The organism is Streptomyces jeddahensis, assembly GCF_001642995.1.
Lineage (GTDB): Bacteria > Actinomycetota > Actinomycetes > Streptomycetales > Streptomycetaceae > Streptomyces > Streptomyces jeddahensis.
Genome location: NZ_LOHS01000048.1, coordinates 43,953 through 70,546 on the forward strand (window position 1 = coordinate 43,953; position 26,594 = coordinate 70,546).

General features: G+C 69.7%; 23 protein-coding genes. All 23 read right to left on the bottom strand.

The window, feature by feature from the left end:
- Positions 1-98: 98 nt before the first annotated feature.
- Entirely contained in the window at positions 99-1,535 is a 1,437-nt protein-coding gene (gene atpD / locus STSP_RS06495; RefSeq protein WP_067273335.1) for a F0F1 ATP synthase subunit beta, read from the bottom strand.
- Positions 1,535-2,461 (bottom strand): F0F1 ATP synthase subunit gamma, encoded by a 927-nt coding sequence (locus STSP_RS06500; RefSeq protein WP_067273337.1) that lies wholly within the window; start codon positions 2,459-2,461, stop codon positions 1,535-1,537. The genes atpD and STSP_RS06500 overlap by 1 nt, the downstream gene beginning before the upstream one ends.
- Before the next feature lie 20 nt (positions 2,462-2,481).
- Complete coding sequence (atpA, locus tag STSP_RS06505) at positions 2,482-4,074, bottom strand: F0F1 ATP synthase subunit alpha (protein WP_067273340.1); 1,593 nt, start codon at positions 4,072-4,074, stop codon at positions 2,482-2,484.
- A gap of 134 nt (positions 4,075-4,208) precedes the next feature.
- Complete coding sequence (locus STSP_RS06510; RefSeq protein WP_067273343.1) at positions 4,209-5,030, bottom strand: F0F1 ATP synthase subunit delta; 822 nt, start codon at positions 5,028-5,030, stop codon at positions 4,209-4,211.
- A complete protein-coding gene (locus STSP_RS06515; protein WP_067273344.1) occupies positions 5,027-5,572 on the bottom strand; it encodes a F0F1 ATP synthase subunit B in 546 nt (181 codons plus the stop codon). The genes STSP_RS06510 and STSP_RS06515 overlap by 4 nt, the downstream gene beginning before the upstream one ends.
- A 41-nt stretch (positions 5,573-5,613) precedes the next feature.
- On the bottom strand, positions 5,614-5,850 hold the full coding sequence (locus STSP_RS06520) for an ATP synthase subunit c family protein (protein ID WP_067273352.1): 237 nt from the start codon (positions 5,848-5,850) through the stop codon (positions 5,614-5,616).
- 78 nt (positions 5,851-5,928) lie between these two features.
- On the bottom strand, positions 5,929-6,765 hold the full coding sequence (gene atpB / locus STSP_RS06525; protein ID WP_067273394.1) for a F0F1 ATP synthase subunit A: 837 nt from the start codon (positions 6,763-6,765) through the stop codon (positions 5,929-5,931).
- Positions 6,766-6,975: 210 nt separating this feature from the next.
- Complete coding sequence (locus STSP_RS06530; protein ID WP_067273354.1) at positions 6,976-7,413, bottom strand: hypothetical protein; 438 nt, start codon at positions 7,411-7,413, stop codon at positions 6,976-6,978.
- Between the two features lie 275 nt (positions 7,414-7,688).
- Positions 7,689-9,140 carry an MraY family glycosyltransferase gene (locus STSP_RS06535; RefSeq protein ID WP_067273355.1) on the bottom strand — a complete coding sequence of 484 codons (1,452 nt, stop codon included), beginning with the start codon at positions 9,138-9,140 and terminating at the stop codon, positions 7,689-7,691.
- Positions 9,141-9,365: 225 nt separating this feature from the next.
- Complete coding sequence (locus STSP_RS06540) at positions 9,366-10,637, bottom strand: serine hydroxymethyltransferase (protein WP_067273357.1); 1,272 nt, start codon at positions 10,635-10,637, stop codon at positions 9,366-9,368.
- A 462-nt stretch (positions 10,638-11,099) separates the two neighbouring features.
- Positions 11,100-11,753 (bottom strand): arsenate reductase/protein-tyrosine-phosphatase family protein, encoded by a 654-nt coding sequence (locus tag STSP_RS06545; RefSeq protein WP_067273364.1) that lies wholly within the window; start codon positions 11,751-11,753, stop codon positions 11,100-11,102.
- The gene (locus tag STSP_RS06550) at positions 11,750-12,397 is read right to left on the bottom strand and encodes an L-threonylcarbamoyladenylate synthase (protein ID WP_067273367.1); all 648 of its coding nucleotides are present in this window, start codon (positions 12,395-12,397) and stop codon (positions 11,750-11,752) included. The genes STSP_RS06545 and STSP_RS06550 overlap by 4 nt, the downstream gene beginning before the upstream one ends.
- Before the next feature lie 65 nt (positions 12,398-12,462).
- A complete protein-coding gene (gene prmC / locus STSP_RS06555; RefSeq protein WP_067273370.1) occupies positions 12,463-13,308 on the bottom strand; it encodes a peptide chain release factor N(5)-glutamine methyltransferase in 846 nt (281 codons plus the stop codon).
- A gap of 16 nt (positions 13,309-13,324) precedes the next feature.
- A complete protein-coding gene (prfA, locus tag STSP_RS06560) occupies positions 13,325-14,401 on the bottom strand; it encodes a peptide chain release factor 1 (RefSeq protein WP_067273373.1) in 1,077 nt (358 codons plus the stop codon).
- A 105-nt stretch (positions 14,402-14,506) separates the two neighbouring features.
- The gene (gene rpmE / locus STSP_RS06565; RefSeq protein ID WP_015657814.1) at positions 14,507-14,728 is read right to left on the bottom strand and encodes a 50S ribosomal protein L31; all 222 of its coding nucleotides are present in this window, start codon (positions 14,726-14,728) and stop codon (positions 14,507-14,509) included.
- A gap of 148 nt (positions 14,729-14,876) precedes the next feature.
- A complete protein-coding gene (locus STSP_RS06570; protein ID WP_067273375.1) occupies positions 14,877-15,998 on the bottom strand; it encodes an LCP family protein in 1,122 nt (373 codons plus the stop codon).
- A gap of 181 nt (positions 15,999-16,179) precedes the next feature.
- The gene (locus STSP_RS06575; protein ID WP_067273376.1) at positions 16,180-18,012 is read right to left on the bottom strand and encodes a trypsin-like serine protease; all 1,833 of its coding nucleotides are present in this window, start codon (positions 18,010-18,012) and stop codon (positions 16,180-16,182) included.
- Positions 18,013-18,223: 211 nt separating this feature from the next.
- Positions 18,224-20,236, bottom strand: coding sequence for a transcription termination factor Rho (gene rho, locus STSP_RS06580; protein ID WP_067273378.1), 2,013 nt, complete (start codon positions 20,234-20,236; stop codon positions 18,224-18,226).
- A 438-nt stretch (positions 20,237-20,674) separates the two neighbouring features.
- A complete protein-coding gene (gene thrB, locus STSP_RS06585) occupies positions 20,675-21,592 on the bottom strand; it encodes a homoserine kinase (protein WP_067273380.1) in 918 nt (305 codons plus the stop codon).
- Between the two features lie 380 nt (positions 21,593-21,972).
- Positions 21,973-23,031 (bottom strand): threonine synthase, encoded by a 1,059-nt coding sequence (gene thrC / locus STSP_RS38255; RefSeq protein WP_067273381.1) that lies wholly within the window; start codon positions 23,029-23,031, stop codon positions 21,973-21,975.
- 6 nt (positions 23,032-23,037) lie between these two features.
- Positions 23,038-24,327 (bottom strand): homoserine dehydrogenase, encoded by a 1,290-nt coding sequence (locus tag STSP_RS38260; RefSeq protein WP_067273396.1) that lies wholly within the window; start codon positions 24,325-24,327, stop codon positions 23,038-23,040.
- A gap of 347 nt (positions 24,328-24,674) precedes the next feature.
- On the bottom strand, positions 24,675-26,066 hold the full coding sequence (gene lysA, locus STSP_RS06600) for a diaminopimelate decarboxylase (protein ID WP_067273383.1): 1,392 nt from the start codon (positions 26,064-26,066) through the stop codon (positions 24,675-24,677).
- A 54-nt stretch (positions 26,067-26,120) separates the two neighbouring features.
- Positions 26,121-26,594: DALR anticodon-binding domain-containing protein (locus STSP_RS06605; protein ID WP_269801028.1), on the bottom strand; the 474-nt coding region annotated here is incomplete at its 5' end.

Below are 26,594 nucleotides of genomic sequence, written 5' to 3' on the forward strand. Positions count from 1 at the left end.
GGATGGCCCCCGGAAGGTGAAGCAGTGGGCGTGGCGAGGGGGACGGGACGCTGCCCGTCCCCCTCAGAAAGTCACACGACTCTGTCGAGCCGGCTGACTCAGGAGACGCCGAGCTCCTTCGCGTTCTTCTTCAGGTCCTCGAGACCACCGCACATGAAGAACGCCTGCTCCGGGAAGTGGTCGAACTCGCCGTCGCAGATCGCGTTGAACGCGGCGATCGACTCGTCCAGCGGCACGTCCGAACCGTCCACGCCGGTGAACTGCTTGGCGACGTGGGTGTTCTGCGACAGGAAGCGCTCCACGCGGCGGGCACGCTGGACGACCAGCTTGTCCTCCTCGCTGAGCTCGTCGATGCCGAGGATCGCGATGATGTCCTGGAGGTCCTTGTACTTCTGCAGGATTCCCTTGACGCGCATGGCGGCGTCGTAGTGGTCCTGCGCGATGTAGCGCGGGTCCAGGATGCGGGACGTGGAGTCCAGCGGGTCCACGGCCGGGTAGATGCCCTTCTCGGAGATCGGACGGGACAGAACCGTCGTCGCGTCGAGGTGGGCGAACGTGGTGGCCGGGGCCGGGTCGGTCAGGTCGTCCGCGGGGACGTAGATCGCCTGCATCGAGGTGATCGAGTGACCACGGGTCGAGGTGATGCGCTCCTGGAGGAGACCCATCTCGTCGGCCAGGTTCGGCTGGTAGCCCACCGCGGAGGGCATACGGCCGAGCAGGGTCGACACCTCGGAACCGGCCTGGGTGAAGCGGAAGATGTTGTCGATGAAGAACAGCACGTCCTGCTTCTGCACATCGCGGAAGTACTCCGCCATGGTCAGACCGGCGAGGGCCACGCGCAGACGGGTGCCCGGGGGCTCGTCCATCTGACCGAAGACCAGCGCGGTCTTGTCGATGACGCCGGAGTCCGTCATCTCCTCGATGAGGTCGTTGCCCTCACGGGTGCGCTCACCGACGCCCGCGAACACCGACACACCGTCGTGGTTGTTGGCGACGCGGTAGATCATCTCCTGGATCAGCACGGTCTTGCCGACACCGGCACCACCGAACAGACCGATCTTGCCGCCCTTGACGTACGGGGTGAGCAGGTCGATGACCTTGACACCGGTCTCGAACATCTCGGTCTTGGACTCGAGCTGGTCGAAGTTCGGCGCCTTGCGGTGGATCGGCCAGCGCTCGCCGTCGTAGGTCTCGTCGACGTTCAGGACCTCACCGATGGTGTTGAACACCTTGCCCTTGGTGAAGTCGCCGACCGGCACCGAGATGGCGGTGCCCGTGTCGGTCACCGGGGCCTGGCGGACCAGACCGTCGGTGGGCTGCATCGAGATCGTGCGGACCAGGCCGTCGCCCAGGTGCTGCGCGACCTCGAGCGTCAGGGTCTTCTTCTCGCCGGCGTTGGCCGGGTCGGCGACCTCGACGTGCAGCGCGTTGTAGATCTCCGGCATCGCGTCGACGGGGAACTCCACGTCGACGACCGGGCCGATGACCCGGGCGACGCGGCCCGTGGCGGCGGCCGTCTCAACAGTGGTCGTCATTACTTGTCACTCCCCGCGGTCGCGTCGGCCAGGGCTCCTGCGCCACCGACGATCTCGCTGATTTCCTGGGTGATTTCGGCCTGGCGGGCCGCGTTGGCAAGTCGGGAGAGCGTGTTGATGAGCTCACCCGCGTTGTCGGTGGCCGACTTCATCGCGCGCCGCGTGGCGGCGTGCTTGGAGGCGGCCGACTGCAGCAGCGCGTTGTAGATCCGGCTCTCGACGTACCGCGGCAGCAGGGCGTCGAGGACGTCCTCGGCCGACGGCTCGAACTCGAACAGCGGGAGGATCTCGTGCTTGGCAGCCAGCTCCTCCTTGCCCTCCTCGAGCTTCTCGAGGCTGAGCGGCAGCAGGCGGTTGTCCACCGGCGTCTGCGTCAGCATCGAGAGGAACTCGGTGAAGACGATGTGGAGCTCGTCCACGCCGCCGTCGGCCGTCTCCTGCTGGATCGCCTCGATCAGCGGGCCCGCGATCTTCTTGGCGTCCGCGTACGAGGGCTCGTCGGTGAAGCCGGTCCACGAGTCCTTGACCGGACGCTCACGGAACCCGTAGTAGGCGACACCCTTGCGGCCGACGATGTAGGTGTCGACCTCCTTGCCCTCACCGCGCAGCCGCTCGGTGAGCTGCTCCGCCGCCTTGATGGCGTTGGAGTTGTAGCCGCCGGCCAGACCGCGGTCGCTCGTGATGAGCAGAATCGCGGCGCGGACCGGTGACTCGACCTCGGTCGTCAGCGGGTGCTTGGTGTTCGACCCGGTCGCCACCGCCGTGACCGCTCGGGTGAGCTCGGCCGCGTACGGCGTGGAGGCCGCCACCTTGCGCTGCGCCTTGACGATGCGCGAGGCGGCGATCATCTCCATCGCCTTGGTGATCTTCTTGGTCGCGGTGACGGATCGGATGCGACGCTTGTAGACCCGGAGCTGCGCTCCCATGAGTCAGGTCCCTTCCGTCGTCACTTGGCGGCAGCAGCGGGCGTGTCTTCGCCGAGCAGCTTGCCGTCCGAGGTCTCGAACTGCTTCTTGAACTCCGCGATCGCCTCGCCGACGGCCTGCAGGGTGTCGTCCGACATCTTGCCGCCCTCCTTGATGGAGGTCATGAGGCCCTGCTCCTTGCGGTGCAGGTAGTCGAGCATCTCGCGCTCGAAGCGGCGGATGTCCTCGACCGGCACGTCGTCCATCTTGCCGGTGGTGCCGGCCCAGACGGAGACGACCTGGTCCTCGGTGGCCATCGGCTGGTACTGCGCCTGCTTCAGCAGCTCGACCATGCGCTGACCGCGGCCCAGCTGGGCCTTGGACGCGGCGTCCAGGTCGGAACCGAAGGCGGCGAACGCCTCCAGCTCACGGAACTGGGCGAGGTCCACGCGGAGACGGCCGGAGACCTGCTTCATGGCCTTGTGCTGGGCAGAGCCACCGACACGGGAGACCGAGATACCGACGTTCAGGGCCGGACGCTGACCGGCGTTGAACAGGTCGGACTCCAGGAAGCACTGGCCGTCGGTGATGGAGATGACGTTGGTCGGGATGAACGCCGACACGTCGTTCGCCTTGGTCTCGACGATCGGCAGACCCGTCATCGAGCCGGCGCCCATCTCGTCCGACAGCTTCGCGCAGCGCTCCAGCAGACGGGAGTGCAGGTAGAAGACGTCGCCCGGGTAGGCCTCGCGGCCCGGCGGACGGCGCAGCAGCAGAGACACGGCGCGGTAGGCGTCGGCCTGCTTCGACAGGTCGTCGAAGATGATCAGGACGTGCTTGCCCTCGTACATCCAGTGCTGGCCGATGGCCGAGCCGGTGTAGGGGGCGAGGTACTTGAAGCCGGCCGGGTCGGACGCCGGGGCCGCGACGATCGTCGTGTACTCGAGGGCACCGGCCTCCTCCAGCGCGCCGCGCACGGACGCGATGGTGGAGCCCTTCTGGCCGATGGCGACGTAGATGCAGCGGACCTGCTTCTTCGGGTCGCCCGAGCGCCAGTTCTCCCGCTGGTTGATGATCGTGTCGACGGCCAGGGCGGTCTTGCCGGTCTGGCGGTCGCCGATGATCAGCTGACGCTGACCGCGGCCGATCGGGGTCATCGCGTCGACGGCCTTGTAGCCGGTCTCCATCGGCTCGTGCACCGACTTGCGCTGCATGACCGTGGGGGCCTGCAGCTCGAGGGCGCGGCGGCCGGTGGTCGCGATCTCGCCGAGGCCGTCGATCGGGTTGCCGAGCGGGTCGACGACGCGGCCGAGGTAGCCCTCGCCCACGGCGACGGACAGGACCTCGCCGGTACGGGTGACCTGCTGACCCTCCTCGATGCCGCTGAACTCACCGAGGACGATGGCACCGATCTCGCGCTCCTCGAGGTTGAGGGCGAGGCCGAGGGTGCCGTCCTCGAACTTCAGCAGTTCGTTGGCCATGGCCGAGGGCAGGCCCTCGACCTTCGCGATGCCGTCGCCGGCAAGGGTGACCGTACCGACCTCCTCGCGCGAGGCCGCGTCCGGCTTGTACGACTGGACAAAGTTCTCCAGCGCGTCCCGGATCTCCTCCGGCCGGATCGTGAGCTCCGCCATCTGGGTTCCCTGCTCTCCTTGTTGGGCCCGAAGTTTCTTTGGGGGGCTCTGGGGGCTCCCCCCAGAAACTCTGCATTCTCTGCACGGCCCAACTCGGGCCGTAAAAACACTGCTTGTTGAGTTGGTGGCGGCGGTCAGCCGGCCATCCGGCGGTTCGCGTCCTCGAGGCGGTCCGCGATGCCGCCGTTGATGATCTCGTCGCCCACCTGCACCCGGATCCCGCCGAGGACCTCGGGGTCCACGTCGAGGTTGAGGTGCATCTGCCGGCCGTAGAGCTTCGCCAGGGCTGCGCCCAGACGCTGCTTCTGCCGGTCCGACAGCGGCACGGCCGAGGTGACGACGGCGACCAGGCGGTCCCGACGCTCCGCGGCGAGCTTGGAGAGGGACTCGAGTCCCGCTTCCAGGCTACGTCCCCGGGGCTGGGCCACAAGACGCTCCACCAGCCGCTCGGTCACGGCCTCGGCGCGGCCGCCGAGCAGCCTGTGCAGCAGGTCGCGCTTGGCCTGGGCGCCTGCGGCGCGATCGGTCAGCGCGGCGCGCAGCTCCGTGTTCGAGGAGACGATCCGTCCGAACCGGAACAGCTCGTCCTCGACGTTGTCGAGCGTGCCCGCCTTCTGCGCGGCGGTGAGGTCGGCGATGCTCGCCAGCTCCTCGAGCACGTCCACCAGGTCGCGCGGCTGCGACCAGCGGGAGCGCACCATGCCGGAGACCAGGTCGACGGTCTCGCCGCCCACCTGTCCGGACAGCAGGCGCCCCGCCAGCTCCGCCTTGGCGTCGCCGGACTGCGCCGGGTCGGTGAGGACCCGACGCAGCGACACCTCGCGGTCGAGCAGCGCGGTGACCGCGGCCAGCTCGTCGGCGAGCCGGGCCGCGTCGACGGACGTGCTGTCCGTCAGCGCGTCGAGACGCTCACGTGCGGCAGCCAGGGCCTCGCGGCTCGCTCCGTGCGCAGTCATCGACTTGCCTCGGCCTTCTCTTCGAGCTCGTCGAGGAAGCGGTCGATGGTGCGGCTCTGCCGAGCGTGGTCCTCGAGGGACTCACCGACGAGCTTGCCGGCCAGGGTGACGGCGAGCGTGCCGACGTCCTGGCGCAGCGTGAGCGCGGCGGCCTTGCGGTCGGCCTCGATCTGCGCGTGACCGGCGGCGATGATCTCCTCGCGCTGCCGCTGGCCCTCCGCGCGCATCTCGGCGATGAGCGTGGCGCCCTGCTCCTGTGCCTCCTGGCGCAGGCGCGCGGCCTCGTGCCGGGCCTCGGCGAGCTGAGCCTTGTACTGCTCGAGCACGCTCTGGGCCTCGGTCTGAGCGGCCTCGGCCTTTTCGATACCACCCTCGATGGCCTCGCGGCGCTCTTCCAGAACCTTGTTGATGTTCGGGAGGAGCTTCTTGGCGAGAGCACCGAAGACGATGACGAAGGCGATCAGGCCGATGACGAGCTCGGGAATCGGCGGGATGAGGGGGCTCTGGATCTCCTCAGCCGCGATATTGAGCAGTGGGCTCATATCAGTGCCTTTCGTCTAGTGGACTGGTCGTGGATCAGTGATCACACGCCGTAGACGAACGGCATGACCAGGCCGATGAGGGCGAGCGCCTCACAGAAGGCGAAGCCGAGAATCTGGTTGGCACGGATGAGACCGGCAGCCTCGGGCTGACGGGCCAGGGCCTGGGTGCCGTTACCGAAGATGATGCCGACGCCCACGCCGGGGCCGATCGCGGCGAGGCCGTAGCCGATGGAGCCGAGGGAGCCGGAGACGGCGGCGAGGGTCTCAGTGGCAGCCATGCTGATTCTTCCTTCTCTGTACGGACCGGCGGGGGTTGGCCACCGGACGATCTGGGGGGTGGTGCTGGGGCGGTTGGCTCAGTGGTGCTCGGCGAGCGCGCCCTGGATGAAGGTGCAGGTCAGGAGCACGAACACGTACGCCTGCAGCGCCTGGATGAAGAGCTCGAAGGCCGTCATCACGATGACCATGATGAAAGAGACACCGGCGTAGGCGATCCCGATGCCGTTCAGCAGGTACCAGCTGGCGATCGTGAAGAGCAGCAGCAGCGTGTGGCCCGCGAACATGTTCGCGAAGAGTCGCACGGCGTGGGTGAAGGGCCGGACGAGCAGGTTCGAGAAGAACTCGATCGTCATCGACAGCGGCAGCACCGCGCCGAGCGACTTGTCGTAGCCGGTGAAGTTCTTGAAGGCGCCGACGAAACCGTGCCGCTTGAAGGTCAGCGAGACCCACAGGATGTAGACGATCAGCGCGAGAACCGCGGGGTACGCGATGATCGCCGTCACCGGGAACTGGGCGACCGGAATGATCGACCAGAGGTTCATCATCCAGACGAAGAAGAACAGCGCGACGACCAGCGGGACGTACTTCTCGCCCTCGCGCTTGCCGAGCGTCTCGTAGACGACACCGCGCCGGATGAAGTCGTAGCCGGCCTCGGCGACCATCTGGAGCTTGCCCGGGACAACCTTCGGCTTGCTGAAAGCGGCCCAGAAGAAGCCGACGACGATGATCGAACCGAGCAGCGCCAGCAGCATTGTCTTGTTGAAGTACAGGTTGCTGTCCGCGTTGCCCCACAGGGGCTCGAACAGGAACGAGTGCAGGCCGGGAGCCGGGAATCCACAACCGTCGAAGATGTGGCAATCGGTCTCGAAGGCGAGCACCTGCGTCGGGTCAGCACTCACCGCGGGCTCCTTCAGCGTGGCGCATAGGTACGGCAACCTCGTTGTGTCGGCGCGGCGCGCAGCCGCGGTTCGGCACTGGACTGGTGTTACGGATGTGGGGGCGGCGGTTCGGCATCAAGCCTCGCGCTAGAGCAGGCGTCAGCTCAGATGCCCGCGCCCGCAGTGCCGCAGTTGGCACCGGACGATAGCAGGCTCTCACCCGCGTCTTTATCCCGGCCCTACCCTTCACGACGACGGCCCCGTCTTTTCGGGCTTGCTGCCCGTCGAGGAGTCCGGTTCGACGTAGAGGATCTTGGACTTCATGTGTGCACGCGTCTGGGCCGCGATCCACACGAGGGTGGCCACGAGGAGCGTGAGAGCGAAGGCCTTGGGGTGGAACAGGGTGGTGTCCTTGAACACCGCCACGAAGACGAACAGCAGCAGGACCTGCGTCGCATAGAGCAGGAGGCCCATCGCCTGGAACAGGTGCGGAAGCGATTTGGCAGTGCGCTGCAGAACGACCATCCCGATCCCCATGAACAGGATCACGACCAGCGTCGCGACGATCGCTCCGATCGCTCCCTTGCCGCCCGCGACCACACCGCTGACGACGGCGGCAACGGCGCCGACGCCGGCTGTGGGCACAGCGGCCTGAAGGACGATCCGGGCGTCATTGGACGGCATGGAGGCGACTCCGCTCGCGGGTGGGGGCAGGTGTCGTCATGGACGAGCTTGAAACATCATCCCGGGTCGAGAGATCTCGGGCCAATGGACCGTCGCACCACGGTCCTTCGGCTCTATCCCCGGGTCTCGTGAACGGTATCACAATCTATTTGATGAGGTCTTTACCTTGGAAGTGTGCAGACCATCACACGTGAGTGGGATGCCGCGCGTCTGTGCAGAAATTGCGGCCGCTTGTCTGGTATCGGGGTGGTCTGCGGTGCGTTCAACGTCCCAGGTCAGCGGTGCGTTTCCGCCTTACGGCGGTCCAGGAAGCGGGAACGGGCGCCGATGGCCGTCGCTCCGTTGACGCCGTTGAGCCCTGCGGCCACGGGTGTCCGGTGGTCCCCCGCACCCACGGCTGCTTCGCCCGCAGCGGAATTCCCGGCGGCGCTCCCTGCGGCCACCACGCGCTCGTCCGCCAGAGGCCTGCCGGGCACCGCCTCGCCGGTTGCGGCACCTGCCTTCGCGGCTGCCGCGACCGCACAGACCACGGCGGGCTCGGCCGCCGCGTCGGCGACCGACGAGCGGCGGTAGCGGGGCGGCACGAAGCGCTCCGCCCAGCGCGGGGCGCGGGGCGTGAAGCGGGGCAGCAGCAGGAGCACCAGGCCGATCGCGCTGAGGAACACGATGACGAGCACGATCCACATGGACGCCGAGTTCACGGAGTACGCCAGAGCCCCGAACGCGATCAGCGCGGACCAGAAGTACATGATGAGGACCGCGCGGCTGTGGGAGTGCCCGATCTCCAGGAGCCGGTGGTGCAGATGGCCGCGGTCCGCGGCGAACGGCGACTGGCCCCGCCAGGTGCGGCGCACGATCGCCAGCACCAGGTCGGCGGCGGGGATCGCGATGATGGTCAGCGGCATCAGGAGCGGGATGTAGACCGGCACTGTCTGGTGCACGGCCGCCTTCTCGGATCCGGCGAACAGCTTGAGCGCGTCCGGGTCGACCTGGCCCGTGATGGAGATGGCACCCGCGGCCAGCACGAGCCCGATGAGCATCGAGCCGGAGTCGCCCATGAAGATCCGGGCCGGGTGCATGTTGTGCGGCAGGAAGCCCAGGCACATGCCCATCAGGATCGCGGCGAACAGCGTCGCGGGGGCCGCGGCCTCGAGGCCGTAGCCGTACCAGATGCGGTACGCGTACATGAAGAACGCCGCGGACGCGATGCAGACCATGCCGGCGGCGAGGCCGTCGAGGCCGTCGACGAAGTTCACGGCGTTGATGGTGATGACCACGAGAGCGACGGTCAGCAGGGTGCCCTGCCACTGGGTCAGCGAGACCGAGCCGACGCCCGGAACGGGCAGCCACAGGATCGTCAGGCCCTGCATGACCATGACGCCCGCGGCGATCATCTGCGCGCCGAGCTTGATCAGCGCATCGATCTCGAACTTGTCGTCGAGGACGCCGATGATCCAGATCAGCGCGGCGCCGGAGAGCAGCGCCCGCGGCTCGTTGGAGTTCTCGAAGACCGTGCTGAGGTTCGTCAGGTGGTCGGCGACCAGCAGACCTGCGCAGAGCCCGAAGAACATCGCGATCCCGCCGAGCCTCGGCGTCGGTTCGCGGTGCACGTCACGGGCGCGGATCTCCGGCATCGCCCCGGCCACGATGGCGAACTTCCGCACCGGGCCGGTCAGCAGGTAGGTCACCGCAGCCGTGATACAGAGCGTCAGCAGGTATTCACGCACAGGCTTCCCCACAGGTATCGCTGGCCATCACAGCCCCACACCCTAGCTTCGCCCGCATACGGTGGAGGACCTCCGGGTAGCGAGAATGGTTGCACGAGTGACGGGTCACGCGTGGGCGCCTACCCGTCTTCGGCGCCGATACGGGCGGAATCTCCGGGCCGACGCGGCGGACCGGCCGACGCGGCTGCGATGAGCCCGCCCCTGGTCAGCGGGCGGTGCGCGTCCTCAGCTCCGGTACGGCGGGAAAGCCTGCGTGAGTTCGCGCACCTCCTCGCGCGCCTGCCGGTTGTCGACCTCCTCCCGCAGCACCGCCGCGAGCAGCGCCCCGATCCGCATCATCTCCGCCTCCCCCATGCCCTGTGTGGTGACGGCCGCGGTCCCCAGGCGAAGGCCCCGGGCATCCCCGTGGGGCAGCGCGCAGGTGTCGAGCACGATCCCGGCCGCGGCGAGGCGGCCGCGCGCCGCACGCCCCTCAAGGCCGAGCGGGGCCGGATCCGCGCAGATCAGATGCGTGTCCGTGCCGCCCGTCGTGACGGCGAGCCCCTCGGCCGCCAGCCCGTCGGCGAGCACGCGCGCGTTGGCGACGACCTGGCGGGCGTACGCCGCGAACGCCGGCGTGGCCGCCTCGCCGAACGCGACGGCCTTCGCCGCGATGGTGTGCATCTGCGCTCCGCCCTGCGTGAACGGGAAGACGGCCCGGTCGATCCGTTCCGCGAGCCCGGCTCCGCACAGGACCATGCCGCCGCGCGGCCCGCGCAGCACCTTGTGCGTGGTCGCGCAGACGACGTCCGCGTACGGCACGGGGCTGGGCGCCGCTCCCCCGGCCACGAGTCCCATGGGGTGGGCGGCATCGGCGATCAGATAGGCCCCGACCTCGTCGGCGATCTCCCGGAAGGCGGCGTAGTCGATGTGCCGCGGGTACGAGATGGATCCGCAGACAAGCGCCTTGGGCCGGTGCTTGCGGGCCAGCGCGTCCACCTGGTCATAGTCGATGAGGCCCGATTCGGGATCGACGCCGTAGCCGACGAAGTCGAACCAGCGGCCCGAGAAGTTGGCGGGCGACCCGTGCGTGAGGTGCCCGCCGTACGGGAGGCCCAGGGCCAGTACGGTGTCGCCCGGCCGCAGCAGGGCCGCGTACGCGGCGAGAACGGCCGAGGAGCCGGAGTGCGGCTGGACGTTGGCGTGGTCGGCGCCGAAGAGGGCCTTCGCGCGCTCGATGGCGAGGCGCTCGGCGACGTCGACGAGCTCGCAGCCCCCGTGGTGGCGGGCGCCGGGGTATCCCTCGGCGTACTTGTTGGCGAGCGGGGAGCCGAGGGCCGCGAGGACGGCGGGCGAGGTGAAGTTCTCGGCGGCGATGAGCTGGAGCGCCGAGCACTGGCGTGCCTGCTCCCCCAGGAGCACCTCGGCGAGCTCCGGGTCCTGACGCCGCAGCGCCTCGAAGTCGGGCCCCACGGGCCGTACGACGCCTGACACCCCTGATGCTTCGGTCACCGACATGGCACGCTCCGGACCTCGACGGCGGGCTACGTCCAATGTAGGGCGGGGCTCGCCACCCCGCGCTCCGTTCGCACCCGCGCCGTGCGCTGCGCTGCCCCCGCCGCGGGGCGCGCGTCGCCCTACCGCTGCGGGCGGGCACGCACGCTGCTACCGCTGTGGGGCGGGCACGCCGCCACCGCTGCGGGCGGACACGCCGCCACCGCTGCGGGTGGGCCGCCGCTACCGCTGTGGGCAATCGTTCCGCAGGGCTGGGGGCACCTCCCAGCGGTAGCTGGGGGAGGGTGGGCACAGCCCACGACGGCGGGTGCGCTTCATGGGTGGGTGCCCGGGACTACGGGGGCAGGGCACCCAGGTACGGGGGTGCCCGGGTGTAGCGAGGCGGTACCGGCGTCGCCGGGTTCCGCTCTGCCCACCCGTTCCGCCCCTGGCGGAACGCATGCCCACAGCGGAGCCAGCGCAGCGCTACGTGCGGGCCGGCACGCCCGTCAGGGCGGTAACCACCGGCTCCAGCGCCTGATGAATCTCGTCCCCGACAGACCGGAAGAACGGCAACGGCGCCCCATAAGGGTCGTACACCTCGTCCGCCTCGACACTCGGCGCCAGAAGCCACCCGCGTAGAGCCGCGGCAGCCCGCACCAGCGCCCGCGCACGCGCGACCACGCCCTCGTCCGGGTCGGGCAGCGTCGCGGGGTCTATGGCCTGCACGAGCCGCGTGAACTCCTTGAGCGTGAAGGTGCGCAGCCCCGCCGAGTGCCCCATCGAGATGACCTGCGCCCGGTGGTCGCGCGTTGCGGTCAGCACGAGGTCGGCCCGGATGACGTGGTCGTCGAGGAGCTCACGCCCCACGAACCCGCTGGCGTCCGCGCCGAACTCCGCGAGGACCGCCTCCGCGTTGGTCTCCATCGGCGCACCCTCGTGGCCCCAGGTGCCCGCGCTCTCCACGATGAGACCGCCCGCCAGACGGTCACCGAGCCGGACCGCCAGGGCATGGCGGGTCAGCCGCTCGGTGATCGGCGAGCGGCACACGTTGCCGGTGCTGACGTGGAGGATGCGGAATGTGTCCCCGTCCCCGAAGACCCCCGTGCCTATGCCACGCCCCGCGTCAGGGGCTGTCAATTGGCCACCTCGAGGTCGGGTACGACCTTGCGGAGCTCGTCGGCGTCCAGCGCACCCGCACGCAGCAGCACCGGCACCTCACCCGTCACGTCGACGATCGACGACGGCACGTTGCCGGGCGTCGGACCGCCGTCCAGGTACACGGAGACGGAGTCGCCGAGCATCTCCTGCGCGGCGTCGCAGTCCTCGGGGGCCGGATGACCGGTGAGATTCGCCGACGACACGGCCATGGGGCCGACCTCCGTCAGCAGCTCGATGGCGACCGGGTGCAGCGGCATGCGCACGGCGACGGTGCCACGGGTGTCACCCAGGTCCCACTGGAGCGACGGCTGGTGCTTGGCGACCAGCGTCAGCGCGCCCGGCCAGAAGGCGTCGACGAGCTCCCACGCCTTCTCCGAGAAGTCGGTGACGAGCCCGTGGAGGGTGTTCGGGGAGCCGATGAGGACGGGCGTGGGCATGTTGCGTCCACGCCCCTTGGCCTCCAGCAGATCGGCGACCGCCTCAGCGCTGAACGCGTCGGCCCCGATGCCGTACACGGTGTCGGTGGGCAGCACGACCAGCTCGCCACGGCGGACGGCGGACGCGGCCTCACGCAGACCGGTGGTGCGGTCCGTGGCGTCGTTGGTGTCGTATCGCCGTGCCATTTAGCGAGCCTCCTCGTACACGAAGTACACGTACTGGATCTTGATCTGGATCGAAGCCGCGGCCGTCATGGCAGTGCCTTGCGGGCGGTCGCGAAGCGCGGCCGGTTGTTCAGGTCGGGATGGTCGGCCGCGTCGGCCCAGCCCGCCTCCTCGCTGAAGATCCACGGCACCTGGCCGCCCTGCGTGTCGGCGTGCTCGACCACGACGACGCCGCCGGGCCGCAGCAGCCGGTGCGCGGTGCGCTCCAGGCCGCGGATGGTGTCCAGCCCGTCCTCCCCGGAGAACAGGGCCAGTTCGGGGTCGTGGTCACGGGCCTCGGGGGCGACATACTCCCACTCGGTGAGCGGAATGTACGGCGGATTGGAGATCACGAGGTCGACCTGGCCGTTGAGCTCGGGCAGCGCCGTGAGCGCGTCGCCTTGGTGAACGGTCACCCGGGAGCCCTCGGCGTTCTTACGGGTCCACACAAGGGCGTCCTCGGACAGCTCCACGGCGTGCACCCGGGACCGCGGCACCTCCTGCGCCATGGCGAGGGCGATCGCCCCGGAGCCGGCGCACAGGTCGACGATCAGCGGCTCCACGACGTCCATCGCACGCACGGCGTCTATCGCCCAGCCGACGACGGACTCGGTCTCCGGCCGGGGCACGAAGACCCCGGGCCCCACCTGCAGCTCCAGGTAGCGGAAGTACGCCCGCCCGGTGATGTGCTGGAGCGGCTCGCGGGCCTCGCGGCGCGCGATGGCCTCCCAGTAGCGGGCGTCGAAGTCCGCGTCCTTGACCGTGTGCAGCTCGCCGCGCTTCACACCGTGCACGAACGCGGCGAGCTCCTCCGCGTCGTTGCGCGGCGAGGGCACGCCGGCGTCGGCCAGCCGCCGGGTGGCCTGGGCCACTTCCGCGAGCAGCAGGTTCACCTTGGTCCTCCGACTGTTACGACGTGGCGGCGAGCTTCGCGGCCGAGTCCGCGTCGACGCACGCCTGGATCACGGCGTCGAGTTCGCCGTCGAGCACCTGGTCAAGGTTGTACGCCTTGAAGCCGACGCGGTGGTCCGAGATGCGGTTCTCCGGGAAGTTGTACGTACGGATCTTCTCGGAGCGGTCGACGGTGCGGACCTGGCTGCGGCGGGCGTCCGCGGCCTCCTTCTCCGCCTCCTCCTGGGCCGCGGCAAGGAGCCTGGAGCGCAGGATACGCATGGCCTGCTCCTTGTTCTGCAGCTGGCTCTTCTCGTTCTGGCAGGAGGCGACGACACCGGTCGGGAGGTGCGTGATGCGGACCGCGGAGTCGGTCGTGTTCACGGACTGGCCGCCAGGACCCGACGACCGGTACACGTCGATGCGCAGGTCGTTCGGGTTGATCTCCACGTCGATCTCCTCGGCCTCCGGGGTCACGAGGACACCGGCGGCGGAGGTGTGGATACGGCCCTGGGACTCGGTCGCGGGCACGCGCTGCACGCGGTGCACCCCGCCCTCGTACTTCAGCCGGGCCCAGACGCCCTGGCCGGGCTCGGGCGTGGCGTTGCCCTTGGTCTTCACGGCGACCTGGACGTCCTTGTAGCCGCCGAGCTCGGACTCGGTGGAGTCGATGATCTCGGTCTTCCAGCCGACGCGCTCGGCGTACCGCAGGTACATGCGCAGCAGGTCGCCGGCGAACAGGGCCGACTCGTCGCCGCCCGCGCCCGCCTTGATCTCGAGGATGACGTCCTTGTCGTCGCTGGGGTCGCGCGGGATCAGCAGGAGCCGCAGCTTCTCGGTGAGCTCCTCGCGCTGCTGCTCCAGGTCCTTCACCTCGGCGGCGAAGTCCGGGTCGTCGGCGGCGAGCTCGCGGGCGGTCTCGATGTCGTCGCCGGTCTGCTTCCAGGAGCGGTACGCGGCGACGATCGGGGTCAGCTCGGCGTAGCGCTTGTTGAGCTTGCGCGCGTTGGCCTGGTCGGCGTGGACCGACGGGTCGGCGAGCTGCTTCTCCAGGTCGGCGTGCTCGCCGATGAGTTCCTCGACGGCCTCGAACATCTTGGGCTCCTGAATGCGTACTGAAAGGGAAGGCGGGCGACCAAAAACGCCGGTCCCGGCGCGCCCCGGAAACGGGCGCGGCCGAGGACCGGCGCAGGCGGCTCGCTACTTCTTGGAGCCGGCAGCCTTGCCGAAGCGGGCCTCGAAGCGGGCCACACGGCCACCGGTGTCGAGGATCTTCTGCTTGCCCGTGTAGAACGGGTGGCACTCGGAGCAGACCTCGGCGCGGATGGTGCCGCTCTCGATCGTGCTACGGGTGGTGAACGACGCGCCACAGGTGCAGCTGACCTGCGTCTCGACGTACTCGGGGTGGATGTCGCGCTTCAAGGTGTCTCCTAGGTTCGGGAGGGCGCCGGGTCGCAGCCGCGGGATGCGGAAGCGTGAACCGGAGCCGACGTACCAGTCTGCCAGGACCGGCCGCATCCCCCAAAACCGGGGTGGGGCCGCATCTATTCCAGGGCCGGCCGGCAGTCGGTCAGCCGCTGCTCACCACGGAGCCGGCCGAGCCCTTGTCGCCCGCGGAGTCCTTGACGGCGGAGGCGGGGATGGGCTTGTCCGCCTCGAGCGCGGCCCACACCTTCCGGTCCTGCTTCTCGAGCGGCAGGACGCGGTTGAGGTTGGCGGGGTCGTACTGGACGGGCAGCGTGATCATCTTCATGTCCTCGGCACCGATGTCCTTGAGGCCGCTCGCGAAGCCCGCGAGGTTCTTGACGGAGTCGAGCTCGGAGTCGGTGGTGAGGGCGCTGGTGGCGGTGTCGGCGAGGTCGTAGAGCTTCTGCGGGCTGCTGAACACGCCGACCTCCTTGACCTGCTTGATCAGGGCCTTGACGAAGGCCTGCTGCAGCTGGATGCGGCCGAGGTCGCTGCCGTCGCCGACGCCGTGCCGGGTGCGGACGAGACCGAGGGCCTGCTCGCCGGTCAGGGTGTGCTTCCCGGCCTTCAGGTGCAGATGGCTCTCGTCGTCGTCGATGTCCTGCTTGGTGGTGATGTCGACGCCGCCGAGGGTGTCGATGAGCTTCTTGAAGCCCGTGAAGTCGACCTCGATGTAGTGGTCCATGCGGATCCCGGACATCGCCTCGACGGTCTTGACGGCGCAGGCCGGGCCGCCGACCTGGTACGCCGTGTTGAACATGAGCTCACGGCCGCCCGGGACCTTGTCGCCCTTGCTGTCGGTGCAGGTGGGCCGGGTGACGAGGGTGTCGCGGGGTATGGAGACGACGCTCGCCTTCTTGTGGCCCTCGTAGACGTGCACGACCATCGCGGTGTCGGAGCGCGCGGTGCCCTCGTCCTTGCCGTACTCGGAGTTCTTGCCGGAGCGGGAGTCGGAGCCGAGGACGAGGATGTCCATCGAGCCGTTGTCGACGTTCTGCGGCCGGTCGGTGCCGAGCGCGGCGTTGATGTCGACGCCCTGGATGTTGTCGTTGAGCTTGACGTACACGTACCCGAGGCCGGTGCCGCCGAGGACCAGCAGGCCCGCCGCCGCCCAGGCGGCTATGACCGCGGCCCTGCTCCGCGTGGAGCGCGGCTTGCGCCGCCGCCCCTTCGCGCGGCGCCTGGGGGTCGGGTTCTCGGTGGCCGGCGTGTTCTGGTCGGGCATGTGCTCCTCAGTCCTCGTCGGGTCTTATACCCCCGCTCTCGGCGTCAGGTGCCTGGTTCGTTCGGCTTGTCAGACGGGGAAACCGCATGCAGGGTTGCACAACGCACTGTGCCCACCGCGTGCGGCGGTGGGCACAGTGCGTAGTCGGCGGCGCCGGTTCGTCCGGCGCTCACCTGCGGTTTCAGCCGAAGATGTCGTACTGCTGGAAACCGGTGCCGACGCTGATCCTTGTGGCGAAGATCTCGCTGGTCGCCTTGCCGGTGCCCGGGTAGAGGTACAGCGTCCCGCCGGACGTACGGGCCAGGAAGTCGGCCTTGCCGTCGCCGGTCACGTCACCGACCGCGTCGAAGGCGTTGTAGCCGGTCCAGGAGCTGCGGACCTTGATACGGCCGGAGAAGGCGCCGGAGCCGGACTTGCCCGTGCCCTTGTACAGGTAGACGTCCCCGGTGCTCTTGGAGCGCGCGATCAGGTCGGCTTTGCCGTCGCCGGTGAAGTCGCCGTGGCCGCGCAGGGAGTTGTACTGGTTCCAGCCAGAGCCGACCTGGACGCGGGTCGAGAAGGTGCCGTTGCCCTTGCCCGGGTAGATCCACAGGATGCCGGAGGAGTCGACCGAGAGCAGGTCGGGCAGGGCGTCGCCGGTGACGTCGCCGGGGGCGACGATGCGGGTGCGCGTCTTCCAGTTGCCGAAGATCTGGTCGACGCTCACTGTGCCGCTGGCGGGGATGTAGTGCGCCCAGAACACGGCGCCGTCGGAGCTGCGGCGCTCCACGAAGTCCTGGTAGCCGTCCCGGTTGAGGTCGGTCTGCAGGACGACGTTGGTGCCCTTGAAGCTGCCGAGGGACGTACGCGTGGCGAACGAGGTGCCCTTGGAGTCCTTCTCGTAACCGGTGCCGGTGGACGCGAGACGCACGAACAGGTCGGCCCGGTGGTCACCGCTCAGGTTGGTGTCGTCGATGCGCGGGTACGCGGCGCCGACGTACGTGCTCACCTTGCTGAAGACGCTGTACGCGCCCTCGGCCACGCAGTCCTCGACACCCCAGGACACCACACCGACGATGCGGTTGTTCACGACGAGCGGGCCGCCCGAGTCGCCGTTGCAGGCGGAGACGGTGCCCTCGTCGCTGCCGGTCGCGGGATTGCCCGCACACACCATGTGGCCCTTGATGAAGCTGCTGCCGTAGGCGCCGGTGCAGGTCGTGTCCGACTGGATCGGCAGCGTGGCCGACTTCAGCGTCTGGGAGATGTCCTGGCTGGTGGAGCTGGTGCGTCCCCAGCCGTAGACCTTGGCCTGGGTGCCGGCGGCGTAAGAGGCGGTGTCGCCCGACGTCGTCATCTGGATCGGCTTGGCCGTGATGGGGTTCGGCAGCGTCAGGACCGCGATGTCGTTGTCGATGGTCGACGCGTTGTACGACGAGTGGTTCCACTGGCGCCAGACGCCGGAGACTGTGCCGCCGTGCAGGTCGGTGTTGCCCGAGTCGTCCGTGGTGGGCAGTTGTGCGGTGCCGGTGACGACCGCGCCGTTGGCGTTCCAGTTGTAGCCCTTGACGCAGTGCGCGGCGGTGAGGATCTTCGTCGGCGCGACGACGGCGCCGCCGCAGAAGAAGCCGATGTCGTCGCTCTCGTCGCTGGTGCCCTTGTCGTCGTAGTACCAGAGCTGGGCCATCCAGGGCGCCGTGGTGATGCTGGTGTCGGTGCCGTTGATGACCTTCGCGTCGACACTTCCCGAACTGCTCGAGCTGCTCGAGGTGCTGGAGTCGCTGGTGGTGCTGGAACTGTACGACGACTGGGACGTCTTGCCGGCCGTGTCGTCACCGGCCAGCGCGCCCGCGACCCGCTCCTTGAGCTCGGTGAGCGTCGGCGACGTGGTGGCGGGCTTGACGGTCGGCGTCGGCGGCGGTGTGGCGGCGTCGGCGGGCGACATCAGCACCGCGGCGGCGACGGCGGCGGCGAGCGTGGCGGCGGCTGCGGGTATGGCTATGCGTATGCGGCGTCTGTGCCGACCGCCCCCGGACATACGGGTGTCCACTCAAGTCCCCCCTCGAAGGCAAGAGTTCGGTGGCCGAAGCGCCCGGACAGATGGCGGGCAGAACGTGAAGATGCTTCGGCGAAATGTGCAGAGTGGCGTGATCGTACACCGGCTCCCCACACATCACAGAGGGCCGCCTCCGTCACATAGGTAACGGAGACGGCCCTTTTGCCCGTGCTTTAGCCGCGCCTCGCAGAGGTCAGTCGTTGTTGCCCGGCGTCGGCGTCGTCTTCTGAATCTGCAGCAGGAACTCGGCGTTCGACTTCGTCTGCTTCATCTTGTCGAGGAGCAGCTCGATCGCCTGCTGCTGGTCGAGCGCGTGCAGCACCCGGCGCAGCTTCCAGACGATGTTGAGCTCCTCGCCGCTCATCAGGATCTCTTCCTTGCGCGTACCGGACGCGTCGACGTCGACGGCCGGGAAGATCCGCTTGTCGGCGAGCTTCCGGTCGAGCTTGAGCTCCATGTTGCCGGTGCCCTTGAACTCCTCGAAGATCACCTCGTCCATGCGCGAGCCGGTGTCGACCAGCGCGGTGGCCAGGATGGTCAGCGAGCCGCCGTCCTCGATGTTCCGCGCGGCACCGAAGAAGCGCTTCGGCGGGTACAGCGCGGTCGAGTCGACACCACCGGACAGGATGCGACCGGAGGCGGGCGCCGCGAGGTTGTACGCACGGCCCAGACGCGTGATCGAGTCGAGCAGGACGACGACGTCGTGCCCCAGCTCCACCAGGCGCTTGGCGCGCTCGATGGCGAGCTCGGCGACCGTGGTGTGGTCCTCGGCCGGGCGGTCGAAGGTCGAGGAGATGACCTCGCCCTTGACCGACCGCTGCATGTCGGTGACCTCTTCCGGACGCTCGTCGACGAGGACGACCATCAGGTGGCACTCGGGGTTGTTGTGCGTGATCGCGTTGGCGATCGCCTGCATGATCATGGTCTTGCCGGCCTTCGGCGGCGAGACGATCAGACCACGCTGGCCCTTGCCGATCGGCGCGACGAGGTCGACGATCCGAGTGGTCAGCACGCCCGGGTCGGTCTCCAGACGGAGCCGGTCCTGCGGGTACAGCGGGGTCAGCTTGTTGAACTCGGGGCGGCCGCGGCCCAGTTCGGGCGCCATGCCGTTGACCGAGTCGAGGCGGACCAGCGCGTTGAACTTCTCGCGGCGCTCACCCTCCTTCGGCTGGCGCACCGCACCGGTGATGTGGTCGCCCTTGCGCAGGCCGTTCTTGCGGACCTGGGCCAGCGAGACGTACACGTCGTTCGGGCCCGGCAGGTAGCCGGACGTCCGGATGAACGCGTAGTTGTCGAGGATGTCCAGGATGCCCGCGACGGGGATCAGGACGTCGTCCTCGGCGATCTGCGGCTCCTGGACGTCGTCGCGGCCGCGACGGCCACGGCGGTCGCGGTAGCGCCCGCGACGGCCCCGGCGCCCGCCTTCGAAGTCATCGTCGTCCTGCTGCTGCTGCTGCCGGTCGCGGTCCTGCCGGCCGCCGCCCTGCTGCTGGCGCTGCTGGCCACCGCCCGCCTGCTGGTCGTCGCCCTTGCCCCGGCGGTCGCGGTCCCGGTCCCGGCCGCGGCCACGGTCGCGGTCACGGCGGTCACGGCGGCCCTCCGCGCCGCCGTCCGCGGACCCGTCGCCCTGGCCGTCACCCTTGGCGGCGCCGGCCTCGGTCTTGGGCTCGGCAACCGCGACGGCGGCCTGGGCCTCGGGTGCCCCGGCCTCGGCGGTGGCACGACGCCGGCGGCGCTCCCCAGCGGGGGCGTCGTCGCTGGCGGGCTGGCCCGGGATCTCGATCTGCTGCTGGGCCACGGCCTTGGCGGCGGCCTTGTCGCCCTCCGCCTTCTCGGCCTTGTCCCCGGCTGCGGCGTCCTCGCCCGTACGCGCCTTCGAGGTGGCGCGGCGCTTCGGCTTGGTCTCGGCCGTGGCAGCGGCGCTCTTCTCGGAGGCGCCCGAAGCGGCCTGGGAGCCACCGCCGGCCTGCGCCTCCTTGATGACCTCGATCAGCTGGCTCTTGCGCATACGCGCGGTGCCCCTGATACCGAGGCCTGATGCGACCTGCTGCAGCTCGGCCAGCACCATGCCCTCAAGGCCGGTACCGCGGCGCCGCCGGGAGCCGGCACCGGAGGCAGGCGCGGCAGAGGCGTCCGTGGCGGGCGCAGCAGCGGTTTCGACCGTGCTGTCGGCACTCACGCCCATCAGATCGGTGGTGTCGCTCACGAAGGGTCCTTCCCTGGAGCGGACGTCGGCCTGTCTGGCTCGGCGACCGGTTGTGCTGTCCGGCAGGTGGTCCGTGTGGTGGACCGTACCGGGGCGGTTGTCCGCCTACGCGGCGGAGAGATATCTGGTGATTGGCGATTCCGAAGCCGTGCCACGGCTTGCTGCGTCACGCGGCTCGGTCACGCCGGTTCCTGAGCGCCCCCAGCTGACTCCCCCGGCTGACGCCGGAGGTGCCCCCAGGAGTTCCCCCGCTCTGCAGGCCGCTCAATGCCTGGCACGCGGTGCCTGTGCATGAAACTGCTTGGGAGGCTCGCGGAGGAGTGTCTGTCCCGGACGGGGACACAAGGCACCTCGCCATGGTGGGGTCGGGTGCAGACTTGAGGTTAACACTACCGGATCCAACAAACATTCCCCCTCTCGTAATCCGGCAACCGTGTGTCAGGACGCAAGCGGCAGCACACTCGCTCCGGCGGCGTCGAGGGCCAGCCGGTTGGCCGCCCAGCCCTCCCCCGCCAGTCGGGCGACCTTGTCGGCCGTCGCCTCGTCCGCCAGCGCAAGCACCGTAGGGCCGGCGCCGGAGATCACTGCGGGGACGCCGTCGGCCCGCAGCCGCTCCACCAGGGCGGCGCTCTCCGGCATGGCGGGGGCGCGGTATTCCTGGTGCAGCCGGTCCTCGGTGGCGGGCAGCAGCAGCTCGGGGCGCCTGGTCAGGGCCTCGACGAGCAGGGCCGCCCGGCCCGCGTTGGCCGCGGCGTCCACATGCGGGACGGTGCGCGGCAGCAGTCCGCGTGCGGTCTCGGTGAGCACCGGCTTTCCCGGTACGAAAACCACCGGAACGATGGAATCTGCGGGCTCCATCCTGATCGCCCGGGCCGCGCCGCCCTCCATCCAGGAGAGGGTGAAGCCGCCGAGCAGACACGCGGCGACGTTGTCCGGGTGGCCCTCGATCTCGGTGGCGAGCTCGAGCAGCGCGGCGTCGTCGAGCTTGGTGTCGCCGCCTATCGTCACGGCGCGCGCGGCGACGATGCCGGCGCAGATGGCGGCCGACGAGGAGCCGAGGCCGCGGCCGTGCGGGATGCGGTTGGCGCAGACGACCTCGAGGCCGCGCGGCTGTCCGCCGAGCAGGTCGAAGGCGGTGCGCAGCGAGCGCACGAGCAGGTGGCTCTCGTCGCGCGGGAGCGTCTCGCTGCCCTCACCTGCGATGTCGATGTTCAGGCCGGAGTCGGACACCCGCACGACGACGTCGTCGTACAGCCCCAGCGACAGCCCGAAGGCGTCGAAGCCCGGACCGAGATTGGCGCTGGTGGCGGGGGTGCGCACCCGGACGGCGGCGGCGCGGAACGCGGGACCGGCCATCGCTCGATGACTCTCCTTGAACTGCGGGGTTTGGCGAGATTTCGATGCACTGCAAGACGAACCGAACACCCGGTGGCCGCGAACGGCGGCGGTTCCGCGGCAATCGCGGCAGGTGGGTTCGGTACAGCCTATCGAAGGAAGGTTGAGTGGCGACATAGGGCGCACAGGAGGCGCACGATGCGTGTCGTAAGCCCCCTGTGCACCCCCTGTCAGGGATTGCCCGGCCGGTGGTGAGCCTGTGGGCAGTCGTTCCTCCCCCAGTGCCTTAAGGGCCTGGGAGGTACCCCCAGGGGCGGAACGGGTGGGCACAGGCGGAACCCCTGCGACGCAGGGCTCCCAGTCGTACCCCCGGGCAACCACGACGCCCGGTGCCCTGACATCTACGCGAGCCCCAGCCGCTCCGCGGCCGCGGCCGCATCGACCGGCACGGTGACCGGCTGCGGGGCGCCCGCGACGGCCCAGTCCGGGTCCTTGAGGCCGTTGCCGGTGACCGTGCAGACGATGCGCTGGCCCGGGTCGACCTTGCCCTGCTCGGCGGCCTTCAGCAGACCGGCGACGGACGCGGCGGACGCGGGCTCGACGAAGACGCCCTCCTGCGAGGCCAACAGCCGGTAGGCGCGCAGAATCTCACGGTCCGTCACCTCGTCGATGAGACCGCCCGATTCGTCCCGCGCGGCCAGCGCGAACTTCCAGGACGCCGGGTTGCCGATGCGAATCGCGGTCGCAATCGTCGACGGATCCTTGACGACCTCGCCACGCACGATCGGCGCGGACCCGGAGGCCTGGAAACCCCACATCCGGGGGGTCTTCGTGGCGACCTTGTCCCCGGCGTACTCGGTGTAGCCCTTCCAGTACGCGGTGATGTTGCCCGCGTTGCCCACCGGCAGGACGTGGATGTCGGGCGCGTCGCCGAGCATGTCCACGATCTCGAAGGCCGCGGTCTTCTGACCCTCGATGCGCACCGGATTGACCGAATTGACCAGCGCCACCGGGTAGTTCTCGGACAATCCGCGGGCGAGGGTCAGGCAGTCGTCGAAGTTGCCGTCGACCTGCAGGATCTTCGCGCCGTGCACCAGCGCCTGGCCCATCTTGCCGAGCGCGATCTTGCCCTGCGGCACGAGGACGGCGCTGACCATGCCCGCGCGTACCGCGTAGGCGGCCGCGGAGGCGGACGTGTTGCCGGTGGAGGCGCAGATGACGGCCTGCGCGCCCTCCTCCTTGGCCTTGCTGATCGCCATGGTCATGCCGCGGTCCTTGAAGGACCCGGTCGGGTTCGCGCCCTCGACCTTGAGGTGGACCTCGCAGCCCGTGCGCTCGGAGAGCACCTGCGCGGGCACGAGCGGCGTACCGCCCTCGCGGAGCGTCACGACCGGCGTGCTGTCGGAGACCGGCAGCCTGTCCCGGTACTCCTCGATGATTCCGCGCCACTGGTGGGTCATTGCTGGTTACTCTCCTTCAACCCGCATGATGCTGGCGACACCCCGCACGGTGTCGAGGTTGCGCAGCGCCTCGACGGTCCCGCTGAGGGAGGCGTCGGACGCACGGTGGGTGACGACGACGAGCGATGCCTCGCCGTCCTTGCCCTGCTGGCGCACCGTGTCGATGGATACGCCGTGCTCGGCGAAGACCGTCGCGACCTGGGCGAGAACGCCCGGCTTGTCGGCCACGTCGAGGCTGATGTGGTAGCGCGTGACGACGTCGCCCATGGGCGAGACCGGCAGCTGCGCGTACGCGGACTCGCCGGGCCCGGTCGACTCGGCGAGCTTGTTGCGGCAGACGGCGACGAGGTCGCCGAGGACGGCCGACGCGGTCGGGGAACCGCCTGCACCGGGCCCGTAGAACATCAGCTGACCTGCGGCGTCGGCCTCGACGAAGACGGCGTTGTAGGCGCCGCGGACGGACGCGAGGGGGTGGCTGAGCGGGATCATCGCCGGGTGGACGCGGGCGGTGACGGACTCGCCGTCGGCGGCCCGCTCGCAGATGGCGAGCAGTTTGATGGTGCAGCCCATCTGTTTCGCGGATGCGAAGTCGGCGGCGGTGACCTCGGTCATGCCCTCGCGGTACACGTCGTCGAGGCGTACGCGCGAGTGGAAGGCGATACCGGCGAGGATGGCGGCCTTGGCGGCCGCGTCGAAGCCCTCGACGTCGGCGGTCGGGTCGGCCTCCGCGTACCCGAGTGCCGTGGCCTCGTCGAGCGCCTCCTGGTACCCGGCGCCGGTCGTGTCCATCTTGTCGAGGATGAAGTTGGTGGTGCCGTTGACGATGCCGAGCACCCGGTTGACCTTGTCGCCCGCGAGGGACTCGCGCAGCGGCCGGATCAGCGGGATCGCGCCGGCGACGGCCGCCTCGTAGTAGAGGTCGACGCCGTGCTGCTCGGCGGCCGCGTGCAGAGCGGCACCGTCCTGGGAGAGCAGCGCCTTGTTGGCGGAGACGACGGACGCGCCGTGCTCGAAGGCGGTGGTGATGAGGCCGCGAGCGGGCTCGATACCGCCGATGACCTCCACGACGACGTCGATGTCGCCCCGCTTGACGAGGGCGGTGGCGTCCGTGGTGATGAGGGCCGGGTCGATGCCCTCGCGGACCTTCGAGGGCCGGCGGACCGCCACGCCCGCCAGCTCCACCGGAGCCCCGACCCGCGCGGCGAGGTCCTCCGCGTGCGTCGTCATGATGCGTGCCACCTCTGAGCCGACGACCCCACAGCCCAGCAGCGCCACCTTCAGCGGACGCGTACGCATCATCCGACCTCGTTTCTCATACATCTACGGTTGGACCAGTCTCACCCAACGGACCGGATTTTCTGCCCGCGGTCCGGATCGTGAGACGTTTTTTTCATTTTTCCGGCACCGGAAATCAGGAGATCTTTCTCCGGCGAGTCATCGGCAAATCCCGGCGGAAGGCCGACGAAGACGGGTCGCCCGGAGGAAGGCCGGACAAGACGGGTCTCCCGCCGGAAGTCCGGAGAAGACGGGTCTCCCGGCGGGAGGCCGGAGCAGACGGGTCTCCCGGCGGGAGGCCGGAGCAGACGGGTCTCCCGGCGGGAGGCCGGAGCAGACGGGTCTCCCGCGTCCCTCCGGCCCCGCGGTCATCCGACGTCGAGACGGAGAAGATCCTCCTCCGTCTCCCTCCGGACGATCACCCGGGCCTCGCCGTCGCGCACGGCGACGACGGGCGGGCGGAGCGCGTGGTTGTAGTTGCTCGCCATGGAACGGCAGTACGCACCCGTGGCCGGCACGGCGATCAGGTCCCCCGGCGCCAGGTCGGCGGGCAGGAACGCGTCGCGTACGACGATGTCGCCGCTCTCGCAGTGCTTGCCGACGACGCGGACGAGCATCGGCTCGGCGTCGGATGTCCTGGAGACGAGGGCGACGCTGTACTCGGCGTCGTACAGGGCGGTGCGGATGTTGTCCGACATACCGCCGTCCACCGAGACGTACGTACGCAGCCCGTCGAGCGGCTTGATGGTGCCGACCTCGTAGAGCGTGAAGGCGGTGGGCCCGACGATGGCGCGCCCCGGCTCGACCGAGATACGGGGCGTGCGAAGCCCCGCAACCTCACACTCCCGGGTGACGATCTCACTCAGCGCCTTGGCGATCTCGTGCGGCTCGCGCGGGTCGTCGTCGGAGGTGTAGGCGATGCCGAGGCCGCCGCCGAGGTCGATCTCGGGCAGCTCGACGCCGTGCTCGTCGCGGATCTCGGCGAGGAGGGACACGACGCGACGGGCGGCGACCTCGAACCCGGCCATGTCGAAGATCTGCGACCCGATGTGCGAGTGGATGCCGACGAGCTCGAGCCCGTCGAGCTTGAGGGCGCGCCGCACGGCCTCGGCGGCCTGCCCGTCGGCGAGCGCGATGCCGAACTTCTGGTCCTCGTGCGCGGTGGCGATGAACTCGTGCGTGTGCGCCTCGACGCCGACGGTCACGCGGATCAGCACGCGCTGCCGCTTGCCGAGCCGCTCTGCGATGTGCGCGACGCGCACGATCTCCTGGAACGAGTCGAGGACGATGTGCCCGACACCGACGGAGACGGCCTTCTCGATCTCCTCGGCCGACTTGTTGTTGCCGTGGAAGGCGATGCGCTCGGCGGGCATCCCGGCGGAGAGGGCGGTGGTCAGCTCGCCGCCGGAGCAGACGTCGAGGTTGAGCCCCTCCTCGTTCAGCCAGCGCACGACGGCCCGCGACAGGAACGCCTTGCCGGCGTAGTAGACGTCGGCGTCGGCCCCGAAGGCGGTGCGCCAGGCCCGGGCGCGGGCGCGGAAGTCGGCTTCGTCGATGAAGTACGCGGGCGTACCGAACTCCTCGGCCAGCCGCTTCACGTCGATACCGCCGACGCTGACGGTGCCCTCGGCGGTCCGGGTGACGGTCTGGGCCCAGACCTTGGGGTCAAGGGCGTTGAGGTCGGCGGGCGGCGCGGCGTAGTGCCCCTCGGGCAGGACGTCGGCGTGGCGGGGGCCGGCGGGGTGTGCGGAACGGCTCATGTCTGTTCTTGCGCTCTCTCGTAGGTCACGTGGTCGTGGTTCACGGTCACGTACTCAGACGTATTCGGGTGCATCGATACCGAGCAGGGACAGGCCGCCGGCCAGCACCGTCCCGGCGGCTTCGGCGAGGGCGAGCCGGGCGCGGTGGGCGGCCGAGGGTTTCTCGTCGCCGACGGGCAGTACGCGGTGGGCGTCATGGAAATCGAAGAAGGCGTCGGCGGTGGTGACGAGGTGCCGGGCGAGACGGTCGGGAGCGCGGTTGCGGGCGGCGGTGGCGAGGACCACGGGGTAGTCGGCCAAGGCGGTGAGGAGGTCCTGTACTTCCGGCGACTCTCCCAGGTGACCGGGCTCGGGCTGCAAGCCGAGCTGACCGCCGCCGCGCACGAGGGCCCGGGCGCGGGAGTGCGCGTACTGGACCCGGAAGAGGGGGTTGCTCTCGCGCTGGACGAGATGGTCGGCGGTGAGGCGGGGCCGATCGTGGGCGGCGGGGTGGAGGAGGGCCCAGCGGGTGGCGTCGGGGGTGAGGCG